Below are 20,628 nucleotides of genomic sequence, written 5' to 3'. Positions count from 1 at the left end.
CTGTGAAAAAGTTAGGTGTGGCGCGGAATGTTTTCGCTAACACTTTTCTGCCAAAATGTGCGATAATACGAATTGTACAACTAGAATATGGGAGGGCACAACAATGGTACAACCGTGGTTTGAGAAAGCGAAGCTTGGGATTTTCATTCATTATGGCATTTATGCGGTCGATGGGATTTCAGAATCCTGGTCTTTCTATAATGGAAGAGTGTCGTATGAAGACTACATGAAGCAGCTCGATGGATTTACGGCAAGCAAGTTCGATGCAGACAAGTGGGCAGACCTCTTCGAGAAGTCTGGTGCGAAATATGCAGTTCTGACAACGAAGCATCATGATGGCGTTGCATTGTGGGATACGAAGTACAGTGACTTGAACGTTGTGAAGAAGACGCCTGCCAAGCGTGATCTTATCAAAGAGTATGCCAAGGCGCTTACAGATCGCGGTATTAAGCTTGGTATGTACTATTCCTTGATAGACTGGTCACATCCAGATTATGCAAGTGTGTACGAAGGCGGGAAGGTGCCTGAGGATTTGAACAAGGTGAACCGCTTCTGCAGTCCGACGGATGGTGTACAGGATGAAGAGGCATGGCAGCGCTTCCTTGAATTCAATAACAATCAATTGCGTGAATTGCTTACTGACTATGGCAAGGTGGATCTGTTGTGGTTCGACGGGGATTGGGAGCGAAGCGCAGAACAGTGGAATTTGCCTGCGTTCAAGGATTACCTGCTGTCGTTCAACCCTGAGCTTATCATTAACTCCAGGCTTCAAGGGCATGGGGACTACAAGACTCCGGAACAGGGCTTGCCAATTACAAGACCAGAAGGGCCATGGGAGTTCTGCACGACCATTAACAGCTCTTGGGGCTATCAACACGATGATGATTATTATAAAACATTGAATCAAATTATCCGAATGTTCTGTGACTGCATTACGATGGGCGGGAATATGCTGTTGGATGTAGGGCCAATGGAGGACGGAACAATTCCGCAGCGTCAGGAAGAGACGCTCATTGGTCTGGGCAACTGGATTCGGACGCATGAAGAGGCTATTTATGAGACGGATGAAGGCATTCATACACGTTATTATTTGGGCGGCAGTACCGTGTCCAAGGATCGTCAGACGTTATATTTGTTTGTATATGATGATCCGAAAGAAAGCGTTTGCTTAAAAGGTCTCTCGAATAAAATTAAAAAGATTACGGTGCTTCATTCTGGCAAGGAATTAACTTATGAAATTCAAGGCGGTGTGCCGTGGTTCAATATTCCGGGTACAACATGGATACATATGACCCCGGAAGATGCGCATGAGAATGTAACGGTATTGAAGATTGAACTGGAAGGCGAACTGGATATGTACGGCGGTTCCGGTGCCGTGGTTACACACAACTAGGAAGTTGCAATCATAGAGAACACAACGTGGAGAGAGGAAGACGACAGCATGAGCAGCAACAAGCTAATTTTAGCGGGTTATGCAGGTGATCCTGTACTGCCGAATGTTACAGCAGAAGATGCGAAGAAACTAACTCATTTGAACGTGGCATTTGGTCATGTGAAGAACGACCGCATTACGATTGATCATTTGCAGAATTTGTCTCAATTGCAAGTATTGAAGTCTTACAACCCTGAGCTGCTCATTCTACTGTCTGTGGGCGGATGGAGTGCAGGGGGGTTCTCTGAGGCTGCGTCGACAGCAGAAGGAAGACGGCTGTTCGCAGAGTCTGCAGTGCGAGTCTTAGAGACAGCACCGTTCGATGGCATCGACCTTGACTGGGAGTACCCATGCTATTCGGAAGCAGGAATAGCGTCCAGCCCGAATGATAAGCAGAACTTCACCTTGCTTCTCAAGGAACTGCGCGAGGTGCTTGACGCCAAGGGGCAAGCAGACGGAAGACACTATCTGCTGACGATTGCAGCAGGGGCAGACCAATACTATATCGATGGTACAGAAATGGATGTGATCCATTCGTATTTGGACTTCATTCAGCTCATGACATACGATATGCGCGGCGGCTTCCAAACCTTGACGGGGCATCACACGAACTTGTACACATCGACTGGCGACTTGTTCCGCATTAGCATAGATGCATCTGTACGTTTATTCGCTGCTGCAGGAGTGCCTAGAGAGAAGATTGTCATCGGTGCTGCCTTCTATTCAAGAATGTGGAAGGATGTGCCGAATACGAATAATGGCTACTTGCAAATGGCGCCTGGATCGGGTGGATATGGACCTGATTATACGAAGCTGGTTGCGGAATATATCGACAAGAATGGATTCGTTCGTCATTGGGATGAGGAAGCGAAATCTCCATACTTGTACGACGGACATAGCTTTATTACGTATGACGATCCAGAATCCTTAACGCACAAGTGCAAGTATGTGATGGAGCAGGGAATTGCCGGCGTTATGTTCTGGGAATATAGCTGCGATCATACGCATACGTTGCTGGATGCCATGTACCGTGCCTACACAAGCTAATTAGAGATGTTAAATAGAGAATCCCCTGCATACGTCAGCGAAGCGCTGAGACATGCAGGGGATTTGTGATTAGTGGATATCGTTCTTCTGGAAGTTGCCTCCGAGTACATCCGATACACTTTCGATCGCAATGAACGCCTTGCTGTCAATCTCTTGGACAACAGACTTCAGCTTCGCAAGCTCCAGACGGGTAACGACACAATAGATAATTTGGGTATCTTCCTTGCTGTAACCGCCTCTGCCGTAGATGAAGGTCGTGCTTCGACCCAAGCGGCTCTGAATTGCTTCTGATACTTCCTCATACTCCTGCGATATGATGGTTACCGACTTCGATTCATTCAAGCCCTCAACGACAATATCCATCACTTTCGAAGCAATATAGAAAGTAAAGATGGAGTACATTGCTGAATCCCAACCGAAGACAAACCCAGCAATAATAAAGATGAACACGTTAATAAAGAGAATAATTTGACCAACTGGCACCCGAGTCTTCTTGGACACGAGAATAGCTACGATCTCAGTACCATCCAGTGATCCACCGAAGCGAAGAACGAGACCAACACCGAGACCGAGAATAAAGCCACCGAACAGTACCGCCAAGATTTTCTCATTCGTGAATGCGCTGTAAGGATGCAGCCAAAATGTCGTTCCGGACATGACTATGATTCCATATAAGGTGGAAAATGCAAATGTTTTCCCGATTTGCTTGTATCCGATGATGAGAAACGGAAGGTTAATAAGGAAGATGAACACGCCTAGCGGAATTCCGGTTAGCTTGGATATTACGATGGAGATCCCTGTTATTCCGCCATCGATCACACTGTTAGGGACGAGGAACAATTCCAACGCGACCCCCATTAGAATTGCACCAGACGTGATGAAGATGAATCTCTTCAAGATGTCTAGAACGGACATTTTCTTATGAACTCTAGCCATGCAACAAATCCTCTCTGTCTATAGGTTAGTACTAACTTTACGTATGTATATCATATCATTTTCATGAAACATGAACAATAAAGTGACCAAAGTCATGAAAATAACAGTCATAAAATGCAAAACTCAGCGCGAACTGGTAGAGCATGTATATATCGTTTGGAATAAGAAAAGGATAAGGTAGCGGCAATTATTTCATGCAAGTGGAATGGGTTCAGTTGTGCCTCAAGGATAAGGAATTGTCATAAAGGAGAATAACATGTATCTGCAACTTCTCTGGTTAGTGCTATTGCTGCTCCCACGGCCAACCGTATCGGAACCAATCCTTATTGGACATCATGGCCAACAAATCGCATCTGCTCACCGTGCGGATTATTTACTTCCTGGTGCTGCTATTGTGAACGAGCAACAATTAGACAAGCTGATGAAAGCGATAGATCGCCAAGTAGCCATTGCTCCGATTAATGCAGCATTGAATGGTTATGGTGGGATTATTCCTGAGAAAAATGGAATGCGGCTGGATCGAGAATCATTTATCGAGCAGTTTTATAAATACATCGTCAATAGCGGTTCGATGAGGATAGAGGTGCCGATGCAGATTGTCTATCCAAAAGTAGACAGTGAACTCCTATCGCATATTCGTGAGAAGGAAATTGGTCATTACACAACCTTCTATAATACGAACAATAAAAACCGTTCTATGAATATAAAACTTGCTGCTGAGGCGATTAACAATCACGTCCTATTTCCAGGAGAGACGTTCTCTTTTAATAAAGTTGTTGGGCAGCGCACGGAAGAGAGAGGGTATGTGCGTGCGCCTATCATCGTGAAGGGGGAATTGTCAGAAGGAATAGGGGGCGGCATATGTCAGATATCATCCACCCTGTTCAACGCTGTCGACCGAGCAGGACTTCAGATTGTGAAGCGCTACTCTCACTCTAGGAATGTAACCTATGTACCGCCTGGTCGTGATGCAACGGTAAGCTGGAATGGCCCCGACTTTACCTTCCATAATCATTATAATCAACCGATATTGATCCGAGCCTTTGCCAACGGGGGAAGCGTACATATTGGTGTTTACTCATCGGAAGAGATTCGCTACAAGCAACGTGATGTACCTGGTGCTTCGAAGGAACTGCCTGAAGAAGTGAAAGATATCGATGTGGACAAAGACGAATAAGGCAGGCAAGGCTACGATAACCAACCAAAAGAGAAGGGATATCATCAACACTGTTGAGATGCCCTTCTTTTATTTCTTCAGTGGAAAATGCTTGCTATTTCCCGTTTATAATGTTTAATATATATTAAACGTACAAAACATAATGAATAATCATTAGGAGGTTTAGGCTTGAACAAGATGACATTAAATGATGCACAGCAATCTTTAATAGAGGATTTCGGAACGTATATCGAATCATCAGGGGGTGCACGCTCACTCGGGAAAATATGGGGCTATCTGCTGCTAGCAGGAGAGCCGCGTTCGCTTGATCAAATGGTGCTGGACTTGCAGATTAGTAAAGGCACAGCATCCTTATCTGTCCGTCAAGGGGTTCAAGTATCCTTATTTCGCAAAGTAGGTATCCCTGGAAGCAAACGGGATTACTACGAACTGCATCCGGATGCTTGGACGTCGATTTTGCATACGAGCATTGCGCAAGGGGGAATGATGGGGAATTACGTGAGGCGGGCGAAGTCCATCGCATCGGATGAACAAGCAAAAATGAAAATGGATGAAAGCATCGAGTTTTTTGATTTTGTCGTCCACCAAATGAAGCAAATTCTAGTTCAGTGGCAGGAACAACGTCAACATAAGGACAGTCATAACTAGGGGGAAACAGCATCATGCCGAAGGCAGTTGTGAATGGGATGATCATGAATTATGAGCGTAAAGGAAAGGGTACGCCTGTCTTATTCTTGCATGGCAGTGGATCATCATGGCGAATGTGGGAACCGCAATTCGAAGCCTTCTCAGAACGGTACAGCATGATAATGCCGGATTATAGGGGGCATGGCGATTCTACTAAGGAATTTCCAGAAGGCAAATATGATCATTACGTGATTGTTGAAGATTTGAAGTGTTTCTTGGATGAGCTTGGGCTGAACAAAGTACATGTCATCGGTGTCTCGCAGGGCGGACAATTGGCGACCCTGCTTGCGATCCGGTATCCACAATATATAGATAAGCTAGTCATATCGAACAGCTATAGTGAAATGCCGACGGTTGCAGCGGGCTGGGTGCTGTCCATTTCCAATTTTCTTTTCAGCCTGCTTCCTTACCGTACGATCGTGAATCTCATGATGAAGTTTTATAAGGATGATCCATATACACAGCGAATATTACGCAATTCTTTCTCAATCGATAAGAAGATGCTTCTTGCTATGAAAAAGGCTCCTTTCCCGACGCATACGAATGAACTGCACCGCATTCAGTCAACAGCTTTAGTCATGGGGGGAGAAGGAAAGGTAATGACTGGTATTGACGAGGGGAAAGGGTCTCGTACCATTTATGATCAAATCAATCATGCGATACTCGCCTTGTTCAAAGATGCTTACGATCCTCTGAGCACAATGCGCAAAGATATTTTCAATGAGATGATTATCGATTTCTTCGAAGACAGACCGCTAAGAACTTACAACGATGTTGTGGTAGAAAGGAAGCAAGCTTAATTGTAGTTCTATTGTATGTAGCTAATGAATGTGATAGGTTGGAGAAACGTGAACAGTGAAGGAGGCGTTGTGCTATGGCAAAAACGACGAAAATGAATTGGGTGTATCAACGAGATGGGGTCAACGCATAAGTAGCCCACGAAACTGCGGCAGCCCCGATAGGATGAGAGGGGAAGCATCGTGACAACACAATCATTCACTTCTGTAACGATTCAGCTAGGAAATGTAGCATTTGAGCTCAGGGAAGCTCATTCTTTCGATTGGATTCACAAGTATGGTCATGTATTCTGCGTATTCGACGAGCAGGATTCGGGGAATATTGCGTTTGGCGTTGAGCAGGAAGGGCGCAAGCGATTTATTAAATATGCAGGTGCTAGAACGAAGGAGTATACAGGCGAGCCGGAAGTTGCCATCGAGCGGTTAAAAGCGGCGGTTCCATTATATACGGCACTGAAGCATCCGAACTTGATTGAGTTATTGGAGCACTTTGAGGTTCAGGGCGGTGGCTATGCCGCTGTTTTTGAGTGGTTCAATGGGAAATGTCTTCATTCCCACTGGTCGTTCCCGCCGCCGGCTAAGTATCATGATCCAAGATCTCCATTTTATCGACATCGGCATCTTCCCATGCAGCAGCGACTGAACTCATTGGATGTCATTTTCTCATTTCATGAGCATGTGGAAGCACAGGGATATGTGGCAGTAGATTTTTATGATGGAAGTATCCTATATGATTTCACTACAAATCGAACGAAGATTTGTGACATCGACTTTTATCGGAGATCTCCTACGGTCAATGATATCGGGGAACAATTCTGGGGAGCGGTGCGATCCAAATCGCCAGAGGAATACGAATTAGGCGCGCCGATCGATTCCCGAACGAATGTGTACAATTTAGGAGCCATTGCTTTTGGACTGTTAGGTGGGGAACGAAATCACGCTCTGGAACGCTGGGAAGCGGGACAAGCGCTGTATGAGATCGCTCTGCAAGCCGTTCAGCAGGATAGAGACCAACGATTTCCAAGCATTGCAGCTTTCAAATCTGCCTGGGATGAAGCTCGATGCCAGACGCAATCATGATCTTCAAGTTTGCATGAACCTATAGAGTAGAGCAAATGAAATTTACTTATGAATCCTCTCCAATGACATTGGAGGGGATTTTTCATGTCTTATAGACTGAACGAAATCGTAGGGCAACATGTACTATAGCTGTATAAATCCAATAGGGGGGAAGCAATTGGAGAAGGGCATAATGGCTGTGAATGCACTCGCGAGAACAATCTATAAGTAGTTCTGAATATGCAGGTGGTACTATATTCCTATAAATTTGCAATGAAGAAACGAAAGGAATGGGACTAAGAGACCTGTTCTGTTAGCTTATAAATTCGTTATTATGAAGAAGAGATTCGTCGAAGCACTGCTTTCGGCGTTTTTTTTCACAATAAAAAGAAACGTATGTTCGCAACCTTTCATCAAAATGACACGAATGCGGTAAATTTGAAGGAGGACGAAGTGGACAAGAAGGCGAAGCAGATACTGATGAAAACGTTCTGGAGCAGTGCGGGATGGAAAGATACTCGTACGATAACGTTCGCTGGGGAGGATTTCGAGTACGCTAAGGACAAAGGTCTGATGTTCGATCCCGTGACAATGAGTCACGATGAATGTGTGCTGCGCATCGTAGAATTGCATAAATTGATTACGAAGGAGATGGTGGCACAAGCCTTCCTGCACAGCCTGTCTACGCGTAAGGTGCATTTGCGAAGTGCGCTCTCCAGTTGGGCACTAACACATAGTTTGCTACCCCATCTATTTGAGAGCAATATCGGTAGATGCAAGAGCAGCACGTACGCGATGTATGGGGATTGCTATGAATGTGACAAGAGCGGGATTGCCGTTCTTGAATCCTATACGAATGAAGATATCAATGTTCTGAATTTCGAGCGGATGAAATGGGGAGGCGTTCGTCTTAACCATATCCTATATTGTCTATTAGATCTGGAACAGCTCCTAGCAGAAGGGGCGGTTGACGTTACGGAAGAGGACGTGACCATTCTCAAACATATGCTGACCGCGATAAAAAGCTGCCAGCCTAGCGATGCTGCGCGTCAATTGGAGAAGAACTTAAGCAATGTGCTGCCATCCAATAAACAGGAACGCGATGTGATGATGGAAATTTTGTCTTATGCGGGTGTGCTGCGAGCTGGTTCGGAGAACAGGCCAGGCAGGGGTGGGAAAAACGACTTCTTCGCTGTTGTAAACTGGCGTGGAGTGGATGGGTATTCCGATCATGCGGTTGAGCATTACTTTGGCAAGTGGTTGTATGAATAGGAATCGAGTACATAAAAAGGATAGTTGACATTGGACAGATAGGAGGAATCAACATGATCGAAATTACAGAGTCATACGTAGATTCACTTGCCCCGAACGCCTCAGCCATCAAGAATGGACAGGGGCTCGTGAAAAAGCGGAGCTTCGTACAGTTGAACCGCTCAGAGGACGGTTCACTCTTATTTGGGGAATGCTCGGGCAGCGGCAAATCGAATTATCAATGCTCGGCAGACTTCATCCAGCCTGAGAAGCCAATTCTGCGCTGTTCCTGTCCAAGCAGGCAGCTGCCATGCAAGCATGCGCTTGGGCTGCTATATGCTTATGTAGGCGGAGGGGAATTCGCAACAGCGCCTGTGCCTGAGGATATCCTCTCCAAGCGGGAGAAGGCCGAGAAACGCGAAGAGAAGAAGCAGCAGCAAGCAGCGGATGGTGCTGAGCCGAAGCCGAAGAAAGTAAACAAGACCGCGCTGAAGAAGAAAGTTCAGGCACAGCTGGACGGACTGGAGACGTTAGAGAAGCTGGTGCTGTCGCTCGTGCGCGGGGGCATCGGTACGATTGATACGAAGACGATTAAGATGATTCAGGATCATGCCAAGCAGCTAGGGAATCACTATTTGCCTGGAGCGCAGAATGAACTACGCAGACTGGCCTTATATTTATCGAGTGATGAAGATCGAGAAACCATCTATACCAATGTAATGGAGCAGTTGACTCTCCTACATGCCTTCATTAAGAAGGGGCGGAGCCATCTGACTGCGAAGCTGGATGATCCGGAACTGGCACTGGATCACGAGAGCACCGTAGAAGAGTGGCTGGGTCATGCATGGCAGCTTAACGAATTGAAAGAATGCGGATTGATGAGCGAGAATGTGGAGCTTATTCAACTCTCCTTCCTCAGCTATGATGATCAAGCTCGACAAGAATATGTCGACCAGGGCTATTGGATGGAGAGAGAAACTGGTGATATTCATCGCACGATGCAGTATCGTCCGTATAAGGCGGCTAAGCAAATGCGTGCAGATGATAGCTTCTTCGATGTTGCACAAGTGAAGACGCTCTATCGATATCCGGGAGAGATGAATCGCAGAGTACGCTGGGATGAATTGATTACTAGAGTAGTAGGAGCGGAAGATGTGGAATGCTTGTCCGCACATGCACAGCGTTCGTATGCTGATGTACTCAAGAAAGTGAAAAATCAGCTGAAAAATCCGCTCGGCGATAAAAATCCAGTGATGCTCCTTCATGTGTCAGACATAAAGCAGACAGATCAGAATGAATATGTATTGTTGGATGAAGCGGGCCAGCAGATCGTGCTTGATGATGTGTGCGCTTCTCATCATTCCACAGTGTCTCTGCTCCCGCTGCTCCCTGCTGATTGGACGAAGGATGCTTCGATGCTGGTCATGTTCGAGCACCGACTTGCAAGCGGACGATTGCTTGCACAGCCATTAACAATAATGAAGGATGCGGAAATGATCCGTCTCATGTATTAAGGAGGATTGGCCATGAGTACAGCATTGTTGCAAGAGCTTCATCAAGAAGTACGGCGACTGTATATTGCAGGCAGTGATTTGGCAGTAGGCGACTTCCGTCTAAAACGACTACTTCCGCAGTTCCAGCAGCTAGGTGAGCGGGCCCCCATTTTCAAGCGGCTGGCAGAAGGAATTGCATCATTAATTGAGCCTCCTGCGGGCAAGGAGCAGTCTTCAGCGGAGACGCTGCAGGACATTGGAATGCTCCTTCATTCCGTCTTATATACGCAGGGAAGCTCGGCTCCGGCAGGGCAGTTGACTGACATGGAGAGCTATCCGAGCAATCTGTCTACGAAGCTGTCCTACCGCAAGCTGGCGGCGGTGCAAGAAGCATTAACGACAACAGGCGGAGGACGCTATGAAGTGATCTTGCAGGCATTCGAGGACGGAATGTTCGCCGATCTGCGCTTGCTCCAGTATGCGATTGCAGCACTTGGAGACCCCTATACGGAAATTGCAGATCTGACTACGGATAAGATTCTTCCTTCCTACGGTTCGCAAGTCGTACCACATCTGATGAAGACATTCCAAATCGATGGCGGCAAGCTGGAAGCAAGAAAGCTTCGCGTCATCGGTACCGTCGGCGGAGAAGAAGTGGCAGCATTTATCTATGAAGCGGCCCAGTCCGGCTCGGATGAAGTGAGAGCGACAGCAATCCGATTGTTGTCAGCCTATATCCAATATGAAGAATCGGTTCTTGATTGGACGAAGGAGAAGAAGAAAGCGATTCGAGAATCCGCGTATCATACGCTTGCGAACTATGGAACAGACAGAGCGGTGGCACGGTTGCATGAAGCGTTTGCCAGCAAGGATATTGAACTTGCCTCAGATGCGGCAGCTGGATGTGATCATCCGCAGCTGACTGCCCAGTTGGTGCAGGATTTGGATCGCGATTTGAGAGCAGCGTTGGAACTAGCAGATGATAAGAAGAAGCTGGATGCGGCTTGGACGAGGATCCGATATGTAGTGCGTGCATTGGATGAGAAGCGATGCGCAGAACTCTACGACGTATATTCAAATTTCGTGAACCGCTACGAAGAATATAGACCCTTCCAATGGCTGGAGCTGCTCCACTCCGTCGCTTGGTATATGGAGACAGAGAATTCGGAAGAGGCACTTGCTCATTTGCGGAAAATTGAAGACCTTGACGTACGATTCATGTCTTATGCTGTTCGCGCCTCGTTCAATCTGTTATCACTAGAGGCAATGTACGATCACTATGTAGAATCGATGCGGAACAAATGGAAGATGCAGACGAACAAAGAGATGCAGAGAAGGAAGAAGGAACTGTGCTCCACAATCGAAGCACGGGTACTGTCCAGGGAATATGTTGAGGTTCCTGCACAGTGGAGCTATTCCAACGGAATGATGTCACTGTACACTACTGTCATTCAACCACTTCCACTTATTCTTGCTGCATGGGATGAGCGCTGGCTGGATTGGTTCATTGAGCAGAATGAGCTTGAGCTCGTCTGTGCTTTTGCACGACCGGGACATGAAAGAAGCGTCAAGTTTATGTTGAGGAAGTTGGAGCAGCATCCTGAATTCCGCAATACGTACGCTGGACTGATTTTGTCTGGATTGAAGCGAGCTGACGCGCCTGAAGAAGTAATTTGGGAAGCTTTAGTGGGAGCTATCGAGAACAAAAAAAATTCGAATTGTTACACATTTGATGGAAATGTGTTTGAGTGCTTATATGAGCTGCCAGCCTCGTATCACGCCCGCTTGTCATTGGTTCTTCCTACATACAAGTATACGGCCGGTGAACAGCTGCGCTATGTTGTGGAACAGATGGAGAAGAAGCAAGCAATGATTGCGTCAGAATCGGTATAGCGCTAGTTCTTTCTAACACGAAAATTGAAATTACGGGCGCATATGTCAGAGTTAAAAGACAGGTGCGTGTAACGAGCTTAAACGTCAGGGGAGATGATGAGATGGCAACGAGCCAACAGCAAATGCAGGATATCATGCGACTCTCAGCCGAGCGCTTGTATGAGGATGAGATTGCGGCACTACGCAAGGCGGACAAAGGAAAGATTCCAACAGGATGGCAAATGTCTCCGCAAGCGGTGCTCACGTTCATCACGGGAGGCAAGGCAGGCAGGACGACAATTACACCCAAATATATCGGTAACAGACGATTAGTGGAAATGGCGATTGCAACGCTTGTTACAGACCGGGCACTCCTTCTGATCGGGGAACCAGGTACAGCCAAGTCATGGCTTTCCGAGAATTTGACGGCCGCTATCTATGGTCATTCCGGTCTTGTTGTACAAGGAACTGCTGGAACAAGCGAAGAACATGTACGTTACTCGTGGAATTACGCGATGCTGCTTGCGAACGGACCAACGCCGGAAGCGCTTGTCCAGAGCCCAATTATGCGGGCAATGGAAGCTGGTGGAATCGCTAGGTTTGAGGAAATATCTCGCTGCGCCTCTGAGGTGCAGGATGCACTTATCTCGATACTTTCGGAGAAGACAATATCTGTGCCTGAGCTCGGCAAGGAAGTAAACGCGCGCAAGGGCTTCTCCATCATTGCGACGGCAAATACAAGAGATCGCGGAGTCAATGAGATGTCGGCTGCCCTGAAGCGCCGATTCAATATTATTGTGCTGCCAACGCCATCGGATATGAATACCGAGGTTGAGATCGTGAAGAAGCGCGTTCAGGAGATCGCTTCCGCTTATGATTTGCAGACAGCTGCTCCTTCTGACGAGGCGCTTCACAAGGTTGTGACCATATTCCGTGAGCTGCGCAGCGGCATGACGGTTGACAGAAAGGAGAAGGTGAAGTCTCCGGCGGGTGTCATATCGACGGCAGAAGCGATATCCCTGCTCACGAACAGCATGGCGCTTGCAGCAAGCTTCGGAAGCGGAGAACTGAGCGATGAGGACTTAGCGGCTGGTCTCCAGGGAGCCATCGTGAAGGATGATGTCAAGGATAAACTCGTCTGGAAGGAATATCTCGACAACGTGATGAAAAAGCGCGGCGCGGAATGGCGCGGACTATACACGGCTTGTAAGGAGCTGAACGAGTGATGAGCGTGGTTGCGGCTTCTGCCGTGAACATATTCGGGGTTCGGCACTTATCGCCGGGCGGCGCGAAGCATATGCTGGATGAACTGGAGCGGATACAGCCTACAGCTGTGCTTATCGAAGGCCCCTCGGACGCGACGCCGGTCATCTGTCATTTGACGAATGAAGTAACGAAACCGCCTATCGCTATTCTGGCCTTTACGGATGATCTGCCTGTGCGGACGGTCATGTGGCCATTTGCCGCTTATTCGCCAGAGCTGCAAGCCATGAGATGGGCAGAGCAACATGGCGCACAGGCTGCATTTATCGATCTTCCATCCTCTGTCACGCTTGCTTTGCAGGAAACACGGCATCGTGCAGATTCTGCTGATGAGGAAAGTGACAGCATGGAGACTGTATCATCTGAGCAACGGATACAGGAAGGGGAACAGCGCTCGATTTACGGCCGAATTGCCGAACTGGCAGGGGAGCCTGATTACGATACGTATTGGGAACGAAACTACGAGCACAACTTGAACCCGGGTGCCTATCGTGATTCCATATTGGCTTTTTCCACTGAGATGCGGCTGTTAACAGAAGAGACAGAACGACTGACCGATCGCACGGAATATGCCTACAACGCGATCAGAGAAGCATATATGCGGCGGAACATCCAAGACACGATAAACGCAGGCCATGCTCCTGAAAAAATCGTCGTGATATGCGGTGCGTATCATGCTTCTGCACTGGCGGATCTAACGGCAGCGATGACGGATGAAGAAGTGGCGCAGCTGCCGAAGCGGAGCTCGAAGCTTACCCTGATGCCTTATTCCTATTATCGATTGTCCTCACGCTCAGGTTATGGAGCGGGTAATCATGCGCCTGGCTACTTCCAGTTGATGTGGGAGCACATGCTGGACGGCACGCTTGCTGATCTGCCCATGCATTATTTATCAGCAGTTGCCCGTCAACTGCGTGAATCAGGGACGCATCGCTCAACAGCAGAGGTAATTGAAGCCGTACGTCTGGCGCAATCGCTTGCCTCCTTACACGGAGGGAGTGCGCCGACCTTGCTGGATTTACGTGATGCGGCACTTACACTGCTCGGTCGCGGTGAACTGTCTGTCATCGCTGAAGCATTAGCGCGAATTGATATCGGAACTGCAATTGGATCACTTGCTGATGGTGTTAGCCAGACACCGATTCAGGATGATCTGAACCGTTGGCTGCGCAAGCTGAAGCTGGAGAAGTACAAGACGACCGTGGCGACCGATCTGGCGCTTGATCTTCGCGAGAATCGTCGTGTCAGCTCGGAAGAAGCTGCATTTCTTGACTTGAATCGCTCATTTCTACTCCATCGGCTAACTCTGCTTGGTATATCGCTTGCGAAGCAGAAGCCGAGCGCGCAAGAGCAAGCAACCTGGGCCGAGCATTGGGTTCTTCAATGGACGCCGGAAGTAGAAATTGAAGTCGTCGAATCCACATTGCTGGGGGAGACAGTTGAGGTAGCTGCTGCTTACGTGCTTCAGCAGAGGCTGGATGGCTGCGTAACGATTGACGAGGCATCCAAGCTAATCCGCGTCGCCTGCGAGTGCGGCATGCTGACGCAGATGGAAGCCGCTCGCCAAGCGCTGCAGCGGCTGGCAGTGGACAGTCGGGATGTCGTTCAGATTGCGGCGGCTGCAAGAGACCTGTCTACGATTATCCGTTACGGTGATATAAGACGTATCGATATGACGCCATTGCTGCCGCTGCTGGAGCAGCTGTTCTTCCGCGCTTGTCTGTTCCTGCTCGATGCCAGTAGCTGCAATGATGAGGCTGCCAATGCCATGATCATCGCGATGAACGAGTTGAATAGCATATCACTCGATCATAGCGAACGGGTTGATGAAGTGCTATGGCTGCAAGAATTGCAACATTTGGCAGAACGGGATGATCGGAATCCACGGTTATGCGGATTTGCCTGTGCCATATTGATGGAACGCAACGTCATCTCTGCACAGCAATGTGCAGAGGAGGTGTCACGCCGCTTGTCCCCAGGTATCCCAGCAGAGCTGGGTGCGGGGTGGTTCGAAGGATTATCAATGCGCAATCGTTATGCGCTGTTGTCACGCATGACGCTCTGGGAACAGTTGAATGAATATATTCTATCTCTTGATGATAGCGAGTTTGTAAGAGCACTCGTCTTCCTGCGGCGAGCATTCAGCACATTCGATCCGAGAGAGAAGGCGATGATAGCAGAGCTGCTTGGGGAATTGTGGGGCGTCCAACCCGAACAGGCCGAAGAATTGCTTATGGGTGAGTTGAAGGAGGAAGAAGCGAGCATGATTGACGAATTGAATGATTTTGATTTTGGGGACATATAACATGAGCACATTCGCTGAATCACAAGCACTTACACGTTGGCGGCTCATCCTCGGCCAGCCAGCGGAGGCGCAGCTGTCCAGCTATTCCATGAATGGTTGTACCCATCTGTCGGAAGAAGAACAGATTATGGATCAAGCATTGGCTGCAATCTATGACGAGACGACTGATTCACAAGGTGGATCCGGCTCATCTGCTGGCGGCAAGGGCGCAGGACTAGGCAAATCAGCACCTCGCTTATCGAAATGGCTTGGAGATGTGCGTTCCTTCTTCCCTGAAGATGTCGTATCGATCATTCAGCATGATGCGATGGAGCGAAAAGGATGGAAGCAGCTGCTGTTCGAACCGGAGGTTCTGGCACAAGTAAAGCCTGATATACAATTAGTGGGCACGTTGCTGTCATTGAAGGGCAAAATTCCTGAGAAGACAAAGGATACGGCGCGTATGCTTGTACAGGCGGTTGTGGATGATCTTGTGAAGATGCTAGAAAATGACATACGTCGAGCGGTTACGGGGGCGTTGAATCGAAGACAGCATTCTCCGCTTCCGTCTGTAAGCGGTATCGATTGGAAGAGAACCATTTCGCGCAACTTGAAGCATTATGATATGGAGCGGAAACAGATCATTCCGGAGCGGTTCTATTTCTTCGACCGCGCGCAGCGCAATAAAGAATGGACGGTCATCGTAGATATCGATCAGAGCGGATCGATGGCGGACTCCGTAATATGGGCGTCTGTTATTGGGTCAATATTTGCATCGATTCCGTCGTTGGACACACGGGTTGTCGTATTCGATACCGAAGTGGTTGATCTGACAGAACAGTGTGCTAATGATCCGGTTGACATGCTGTTCGGAATTCAATTGGGCGGCGGAACGGATATTAACAAATCGGTGGCGTACTGTGAGCAGTACATATCGGAGCCGAAGAAAACATTGTTCATTATCGTGTCCGACCTGTATGAAGGCGGTAACCGAGGAGCGCTCATTCGCCGGATGAAGGAGCTAAGGGAGGCAGGGGTAAGGACAATGTGCCTGCTCGCGCTATCTGATCAAGGCCAGCCCTTCTATGATGAGAATCTTGCTAAGATTCTAGCGCGGGATGGAACACCATGCTTCGCTTGTACACCAAGCTTGCTGCCGGAATTGGTTGAAGGAGCTTTGAAAGGGCATGATCTGACTGAACTAGCTAAGCGGGTAGGTACCAAGTGATGTGGTGCTCACAACGTTATAAATCTAAAAAGGACGGTAAGGACGGTATGCTAACCGTCCTCAGAGTGTCGAGAAAGTCCCTTGGACTTTTCGACACTTTAATTTTTATGTGGTGGCTCTCATCTCATAAAATAAAAATCGATTTAAAACGCTCTGAGAACCGACTTTTTGATAAGAACTTCACGAATTTTGATAGTTCTGTAAAATAGTGAGGTTTCTCAACAGGCTGAGGACGGTATGCTAACCGTCCTTTTTTTCATTTTGATTTATGAACTGGATGACAAGATGTCATGATTGCTGAAAATTTGGTGCAGGTGATGCTCCATATGCGCCACGTAGTCTTGAATCAACCATTCCAAGGTCACGATTTGTCCGTCAGGGAGCTTGCAGCTCACATCAAGGCTTGGTTGAGAGAGATGTGTGATCACTCGAAGGACGGCTTGATTCAAGCTGCACCATAATCTGATTACGTCTTCAATTGGGGCGTTGTTGTACTGCTGCGCATCAACCCAATGGTTCTGATTATATGGAGTGATACTTGACGGATCTGCGGAATCATTGGCGCTTCCACTCTGCTGAAGCTGGATAAATCGAGATACATTGTTGATTGCTGAGTCACATAGATGTCCGAGAATTTGCAGGCGAGACCATTTTCCTGGCGTACGCGGTTGATAGACTTCCTCTTGCAGCGCTTGAAACTGTTCAGGCACCGTATTCAAGGCAGCTTCGAGTCTGGCAATAGAAATTGCAATCAAAGTATCCTCTCCCATGGCATTGATTGTCCATCTAGACATCTATATTGTACTGCGATCATAGGTTAGCTGCCATAGAGCCGCTAAGAAATCACTTATTAAGAAGTGTTCTCTCGCAGCAGCTCAATGACAGGAACCGTTAGAAGGATAGTTTACGGTGCATTCAGCCTAGCACAGGATGAATCAAAATAAAATGGGAGATATGCGAAAACAGAGGTGAATCTTACATGCCTTATAGATAGAGCCTGACTGGAAGCTTATGTCTTGATGGGGTCAGGTAAATAAGAAATGTTGGATACGATGACAACATCGAGTGTATTAAAGCGATTAAATAAAGGCGGTTGGGGAGTCACGCTGACAATTGTAATTGTATAGTCAATAAAATAAATACGCTATAACTTGCAGGACTAAAAAAGAACAATAGTGATCGAGCTATGTTGTTTACCATTGTGAGCGTGTTGATGAGCAGTTGTGTTACTCACGAGGTTACTGAGGTTGAAGTGCTGCTTTGAGGTGAATGGCTGCGAGTCAATTTCAGTCTGCGGAACAACAGTTGGTCCACTCCGAAGCGGCCTGCATTGGTATAGGCGACGAGAATGAACAACGTAAGGATAATCATGATAGGATTGGCGCTGATAGAACCACTTAGTAGAAATGACATATTCATTACAATGCCGAAAAATGCTGCAGTTCTCGTTAACCCGCCTACGATCAGGCCGATACCGACAAGAAGTTCTCCCCATTGAACCATGAGGCTGAATAGTTGGGCATTCGGGATTGCGACATGTTCGAGGAATGACGCCCACCAACCCTGAACAATAGGATTCTCGCCAGAAGCCTTTGCTAGAGCACCTTTCAAAAATCCGCTTGCATCAAAGCCTCCACCAGTCATTTTGTGCAATCCGGCTGAAACCCAGGTGTAGCCTACATAAAGCCGGAGGGCCAACAATAGTGCTGCTGCCCACACATTTTTCCGTAAAAAATCGATCATTAACCAATCCTCCTTACTATTCGTGTGATTCCCATATATAGGATGCATAAACACTTTATAGTGCAGGACGCTAATTTGCAAGCCCCATTAGAGCTATTTTTTGACTAAAAGCTTGCATTTTCTGCATGAATATAATGATTTTCACATTATTATGCGCAATCACTAGAAAAATAGTAGGAATGAGAGAATCGCTCAACCGTGCAGACGAGAATCATCTATACTTATGAAGAAGTGAAGTACAGGCTATCTCCTATTGAGAATAGGGGATAGCCTGATAGCGGCGCATGGTTAGAAATATTGAATTTGTAGGATAACCGCGCCGATGAACATGCCGCTGCCACAGCCAAGCGCATATGCGCTCAGCTTGCGGCTAACTGTCAGCTTCCAGTGCTGAAGTGAAGCATTGGCTTGAAGACGTCTATCTTCCTCGCGCAGTGCATTCGATGTCGCTGTGAACATGGAGCCTAGTGAAGAAGCTCCACGTACTATTGGATTCAAAAATCCAGTACGCATGACATAAGCGAATGCACCAATAATCAATAGAATCAGTCCATACAGAAAGCATCTGTTCACACTGCCTACATCAATTCGATCACTCATAAGCCCGAATGGGGGAGCACAAATGATGTACACGAGGGCCACGACGATAATCGACGATACCGCGTATCGTGCCAACATGATTATTGCTCAACACGCTTTGCGAAGCGCAGATCCGGGTTAGAACGAACATCGAACACGATGCCTGTTACTTTTGGACTTACCAGTGCTGTATCCACGGAGAACAAGATCGGCATGATTGGCAAGTCTTCCATCAATACTTTTTCAGCTTGCTGGAGGATTTCAACCCGTTTATTTGGATCCAACTCGTACGTTGATTTTGCAATCAGCTCATCAAATTGTTTATTACTCCAATTTGTGAAGTTGTTCGAGTTTGAAGATTGATAGTGTACAAGTACGCCAAGTGGATCAAGGAAGATCCCTTCCCATCCCATACGCGCGACTTGGAAGTTCTTCTGTTTGAACGTATCAATATATGTTTTCCATTCTTGTGATTCAAGCTTAACTTCTACGCCGAGATTTTCTTTGAACATTGCCTGCAATGCTTCAGCCACTTTTTTGTGCTTATCAGCAGAATTCAATTTGAATGTAACAGGCGGAAGAGTAGATAACCCTTCTTCCTTCAAGCCTGCAGCGAGCAATTCTTTTGCTTTTTGAGGATTGAACTCGTAATACTTAGCTGCATCATCACGGAAGTCATTGCCCGATGGGTTCTTGATGCCGTATGGCACATAGCCGTAAGCAGCCTGTTCGCCAGCCTTCGTTACATTCTTTGTCAGAGTCTCGCGATCAATCGCATAGGAGAATGCTTGACGAATTTTTGGATTCGTAAATGGTTTTTCATTTACATTGAACGAATACGTATAGACACTGAAAGTAGGGTGAGCCAAGTATTCTTTATTTTCTTTCTCTTGATCCAGTGTATCGATTGGCAGTGCCGTAATCAAATCAAGGTCGCCGGTTTTGTACATTTGATAATAGGTTGTTGCATCTTGCACCATTTTGAAATGGATGGTATCCATCGAAATGGCGTCTTTGTTCCAGTAATGATCGCTCTTTGCCAGTGTGATCTCTTCGTTATGCTTCCATTCCTTCGAAGTGTAAGGACCATTGCCGACGATTGTGCTCGCTTCAGCTGCCCATTTCTCGTCTTTGTCTACGACAGTGGAACGAACCGGCAAATATGCATGTCCCATTGAAATAATCGGGAAGATACCGAGTGGTGCCTTCAATTCAACGATCAACGTATGATCATCTTTGGCTTTAACGCCAACGTCATCTGCGCTTCCTTTGCCAGTGTTATACTCTTCTGCACCTTTAATATAGTACAAGGAGGATGGGTCATACGCTGCTGTCTTCGGATTCAGTACCCGTTTCCAAGCGTATTCAAAATCTTGTGCTGTAACAGGATCACCGTTCGACCACTTCGCATTATCGCGAATCGTGAATGTATACGTCTTGGCGTCAGCAGATACATCGACTTTGCTCGCAGCACCTTCTACAATTTTGCCGGCTTTGTCATAAGTGTAGAGGCCTTCATATAGGTTATCGATAATAAAATAAGATGTTGTATCTGAAGCGAGAGCTGGATCTAGGGTATACGGTTCGCCGCCCGATAGATTCGTTGTGATCACTTGCGGAATCTTGTCGCTGGATTCTGTACCGGCAGCAGATGTTTCCTTCGCTGTCCCGTTATTGCTTCCAGAGCATCCGGTTAAGGCAGTTGCGGCTAAGATAAGAATTGCTAACATCAGGTTCCATTTTTTCATGCTCGTTCCTCCAATAATATCTTCATATGTAA

General features: G+C 47.2%; 17 protein-coding genes. 12 read left to right on the top strand and 5 right to left on the bottom strand.

Features of this window, described 5'->3' with window-relative positions:
- The first annotated feature begins 103 nt into the window (after positions 1–103).
- Positions 104–1,393: an alpha-L-fucosidase gene (locus tag M3661_RS10030; protein WP_251484301.1), complete on the top strand. Its 1,290-nt coding sequence runs from the start codon at positions 104–106 to the stop codon at positions 1,391–1,393.
- Between the two features lie 48 nt (positions 1,394–1,441).
- Positions 1,442–2,479 (top strand): glycoside hydrolase family 18 protein, encoded by a 1,038-nt coding sequence (locus M3661_RS10025; protein WP_251484299.1) that lies wholly within the window; start codon positions 1,442–1,444, stop codon positions 2,477–2,479.
- Between the two features lie 69 nt (positions 2,480–2,548).
- Here the strand turns inward: M3661_RS10025 and M3661_RS10020 are convergent, their stop codons facing one another.
- Positions 2,549–3,415, bottom strand: coding sequence for a YitT family protein (locus M3661_RS10020; RefSeq protein ID WP_065291130.1), 867 nt, complete (start codon positions 3,413–3,415; stop codon positions 2,549–2,551).
- Positions 3,416–3,671: 256 nt separating this feature from the next.
- On the opposite strand from M3661_RS10020, the gene M3661_RS10015 reads away from it, so the two are divergent.
- The 10 genes from M3661_RS10015 to M3661_RS09970 all read left to right on the top strand — a co-directional run bounded on the left by M3661_RS10015 (position 3,672) and on the right by M3661_RS09970 (position 16,526).
- The gene (locus M3661_RS10015; RefSeq protein ID WP_251484297.1) at positions 3,672–4,592 is read left to right on the top strand and encodes a VanW family protein; all 921 of its coding nucleotides are present in this window, start codon (positions 3,672–3,674) and stop codon (positions 4,590–4,592) included.
- 168 nt (positions 4,593–4,760) lie between these two features.
- A complete protein-coding gene (locus M3661_RS10010; protein ID WP_251484295.1) occupies positions 4,761–5,240 on the top strand; it encodes a GbsR/MarR family transcriptional regulator in 480 nt (159 codons plus the stop codon).
- A gap of 14 nt (positions 5,241–5,254) precedes the next feature.
- Positions 5,255–6,079 (top strand): alpha/beta fold hydrolase, encoded by an 825-nt coding sequence (locus M3661_RS10005; protein ID WP_251484293.1) that lies wholly within the window; start codon positions 5,255–5,257, stop codon positions 6,077–6,079.
- Between the two features lie 177 nt (positions 6,080–6,256).
- The gene (locus M3661_RS10000; RefSeq protein WP_397376514.1) at positions 6,257–7,156 is read left to right on the top strand and encodes a serine/threonine-protein kinase; all 900 of its coding nucleotides are present in this window, start codon (positions 6,257–6,259) and stop codon (positions 7,154–7,156) included.
- A gap of 432 nt (positions 7,157–7,588) precedes the next feature.
- On the top strand, positions 7,589–8,407 hold the full coding sequence (locus M3661_RS09995; protein WP_251484288.1) for a hypothetical protein: 819 nt from the start codon (positions 7,589–7,591) through the stop codon (positions 8,405–8,407).
- A gap of 53 nt (positions 8,408–8,460) precedes the next feature.
- Positions 8,461–9,900 carry an SWIM zinc finger family protein gene (locus tag M3661_RS09990; RefSeq protein WP_251484287.1) on the top strand — a complete coding sequence of 480 codons (1,440 nt, stop codon included), beginning with the start codon at positions 8,461–8,463 and terminating at the stop codon, positions 9,898–9,900.
- Between the two features lie 12 nt (positions 9,901–9,912).
- Positions 9,913–11,772, top strand: a complete 1,860-nt coding sequence (locus M3661_RS09985; RefSeq protein WP_251484284.1) for a HEAT repeat domain-containing protein — start codon at positions 9,913–9,915, stop codon at positions 11,770–11,772.
- A gap of 101 nt (positions 11,773–11,873) precedes the next feature.
- Positions 11,874–12,977, top strand: coding sequence for an AAA family ATPase (locus M3661_RS09980; protein ID WP_251484281.1), 1,104 nt, complete (start codon positions 11,874–11,876; stop codon positions 12,975–12,977).
- The gene (locus tag M3661_RS09975) at positions 12,977–15,319 is read left to right on the top strand and encodes a DUF5682 family protein (protein WP_251484912.1); all 2,343 of its coding nucleotides are present in this window, start codon (positions 12,977–12,979) and stop codon (positions 15,317–15,319) included. The genes M3661_RS09980 and M3661_RS09975 overlap by 1 nt, the downstream gene beginning before the upstream one ends.
- 1 nt (position 15,320) lies before the next feature.
- Positions 15,321–16,526, top strand: coding sequence for a VWA domain-containing protein (locus tag M3661_RS09970; protein WP_251484279.1), 1,206 nt, complete (start codon positions 15,321–15,323; stop codon positions 16,524–16,526).
- Positions 16,527–16,792: 266 nt separating this feature from the next.
- Here M3661_RS09970 and M3661_RS09965 read toward each other — a convergent pair whose 3' ends face one another.
- The 4 genes from M3661_RS09965 to M3661_RS09950 form a co-directional block, all read right to left on the bottom strand.
- Positions 16,793–17,281: a DinB family protein gene (locus tag M3661_RS09965; RefSeq protein WP_251484277.1), complete on the bottom strand. Its 489-nt coding sequence runs from the start codon at positions 17,279–17,281 to the stop codon at positions 16,793–16,795.
- A 475-nt stretch (positions 17,282–17,756) separates the two neighbouring features.
- On the bottom strand, positions 17,757–18,269 hold the full coding sequence (locus M3661_RS09960; RefSeq protein WP_021260279.1) for a DoxX family protein: 513 nt from the start codon (positions 18,267–18,269) through the stop codon (positions 17,757–17,759).
- Between the two features lie 288 nt (positions 18,270–18,557).
- Complete coding sequence (locus M3661_RS09955) at positions 18,558–18,947, bottom strand: DUF3899 domain-containing protein (protein ID WP_251484275.1); 390 nt, start codon at positions 18,945–18,947, stop codon at positions 18,558–18,560.
- 2 nt (positions 18,948–18,949) lie between these two features.
- Positions 18,950–20,596 carry a peptide ABC transporter substrate-binding protein gene (locus M3661_RS09950; protein ID WP_251484273.1) on the bottom strand — a complete coding sequence of 549 codons (1,647 nt, stop codon included), beginning with the start codon at positions 20,594–20,596 and terminating at the stop codon, positions 18,950–18,952.
- Positions 20,597–20,628 lie beyond the last annotated feature (32 nt).

The organism is Paenibacillus sp. MER 180, from assembly GCF_023713665.1.
Classification (GTDB): Bacteria; Bacillota; Bacilli; order Paenibacillales; family Paenibacillaceae; genus Paenibacillus_B; species Paenibacillus_B suaedae.
Note: the sequence above shows the minus strand (reverse complement) of the source record. Positions and strands in the feature narration are given on the sequence as shown.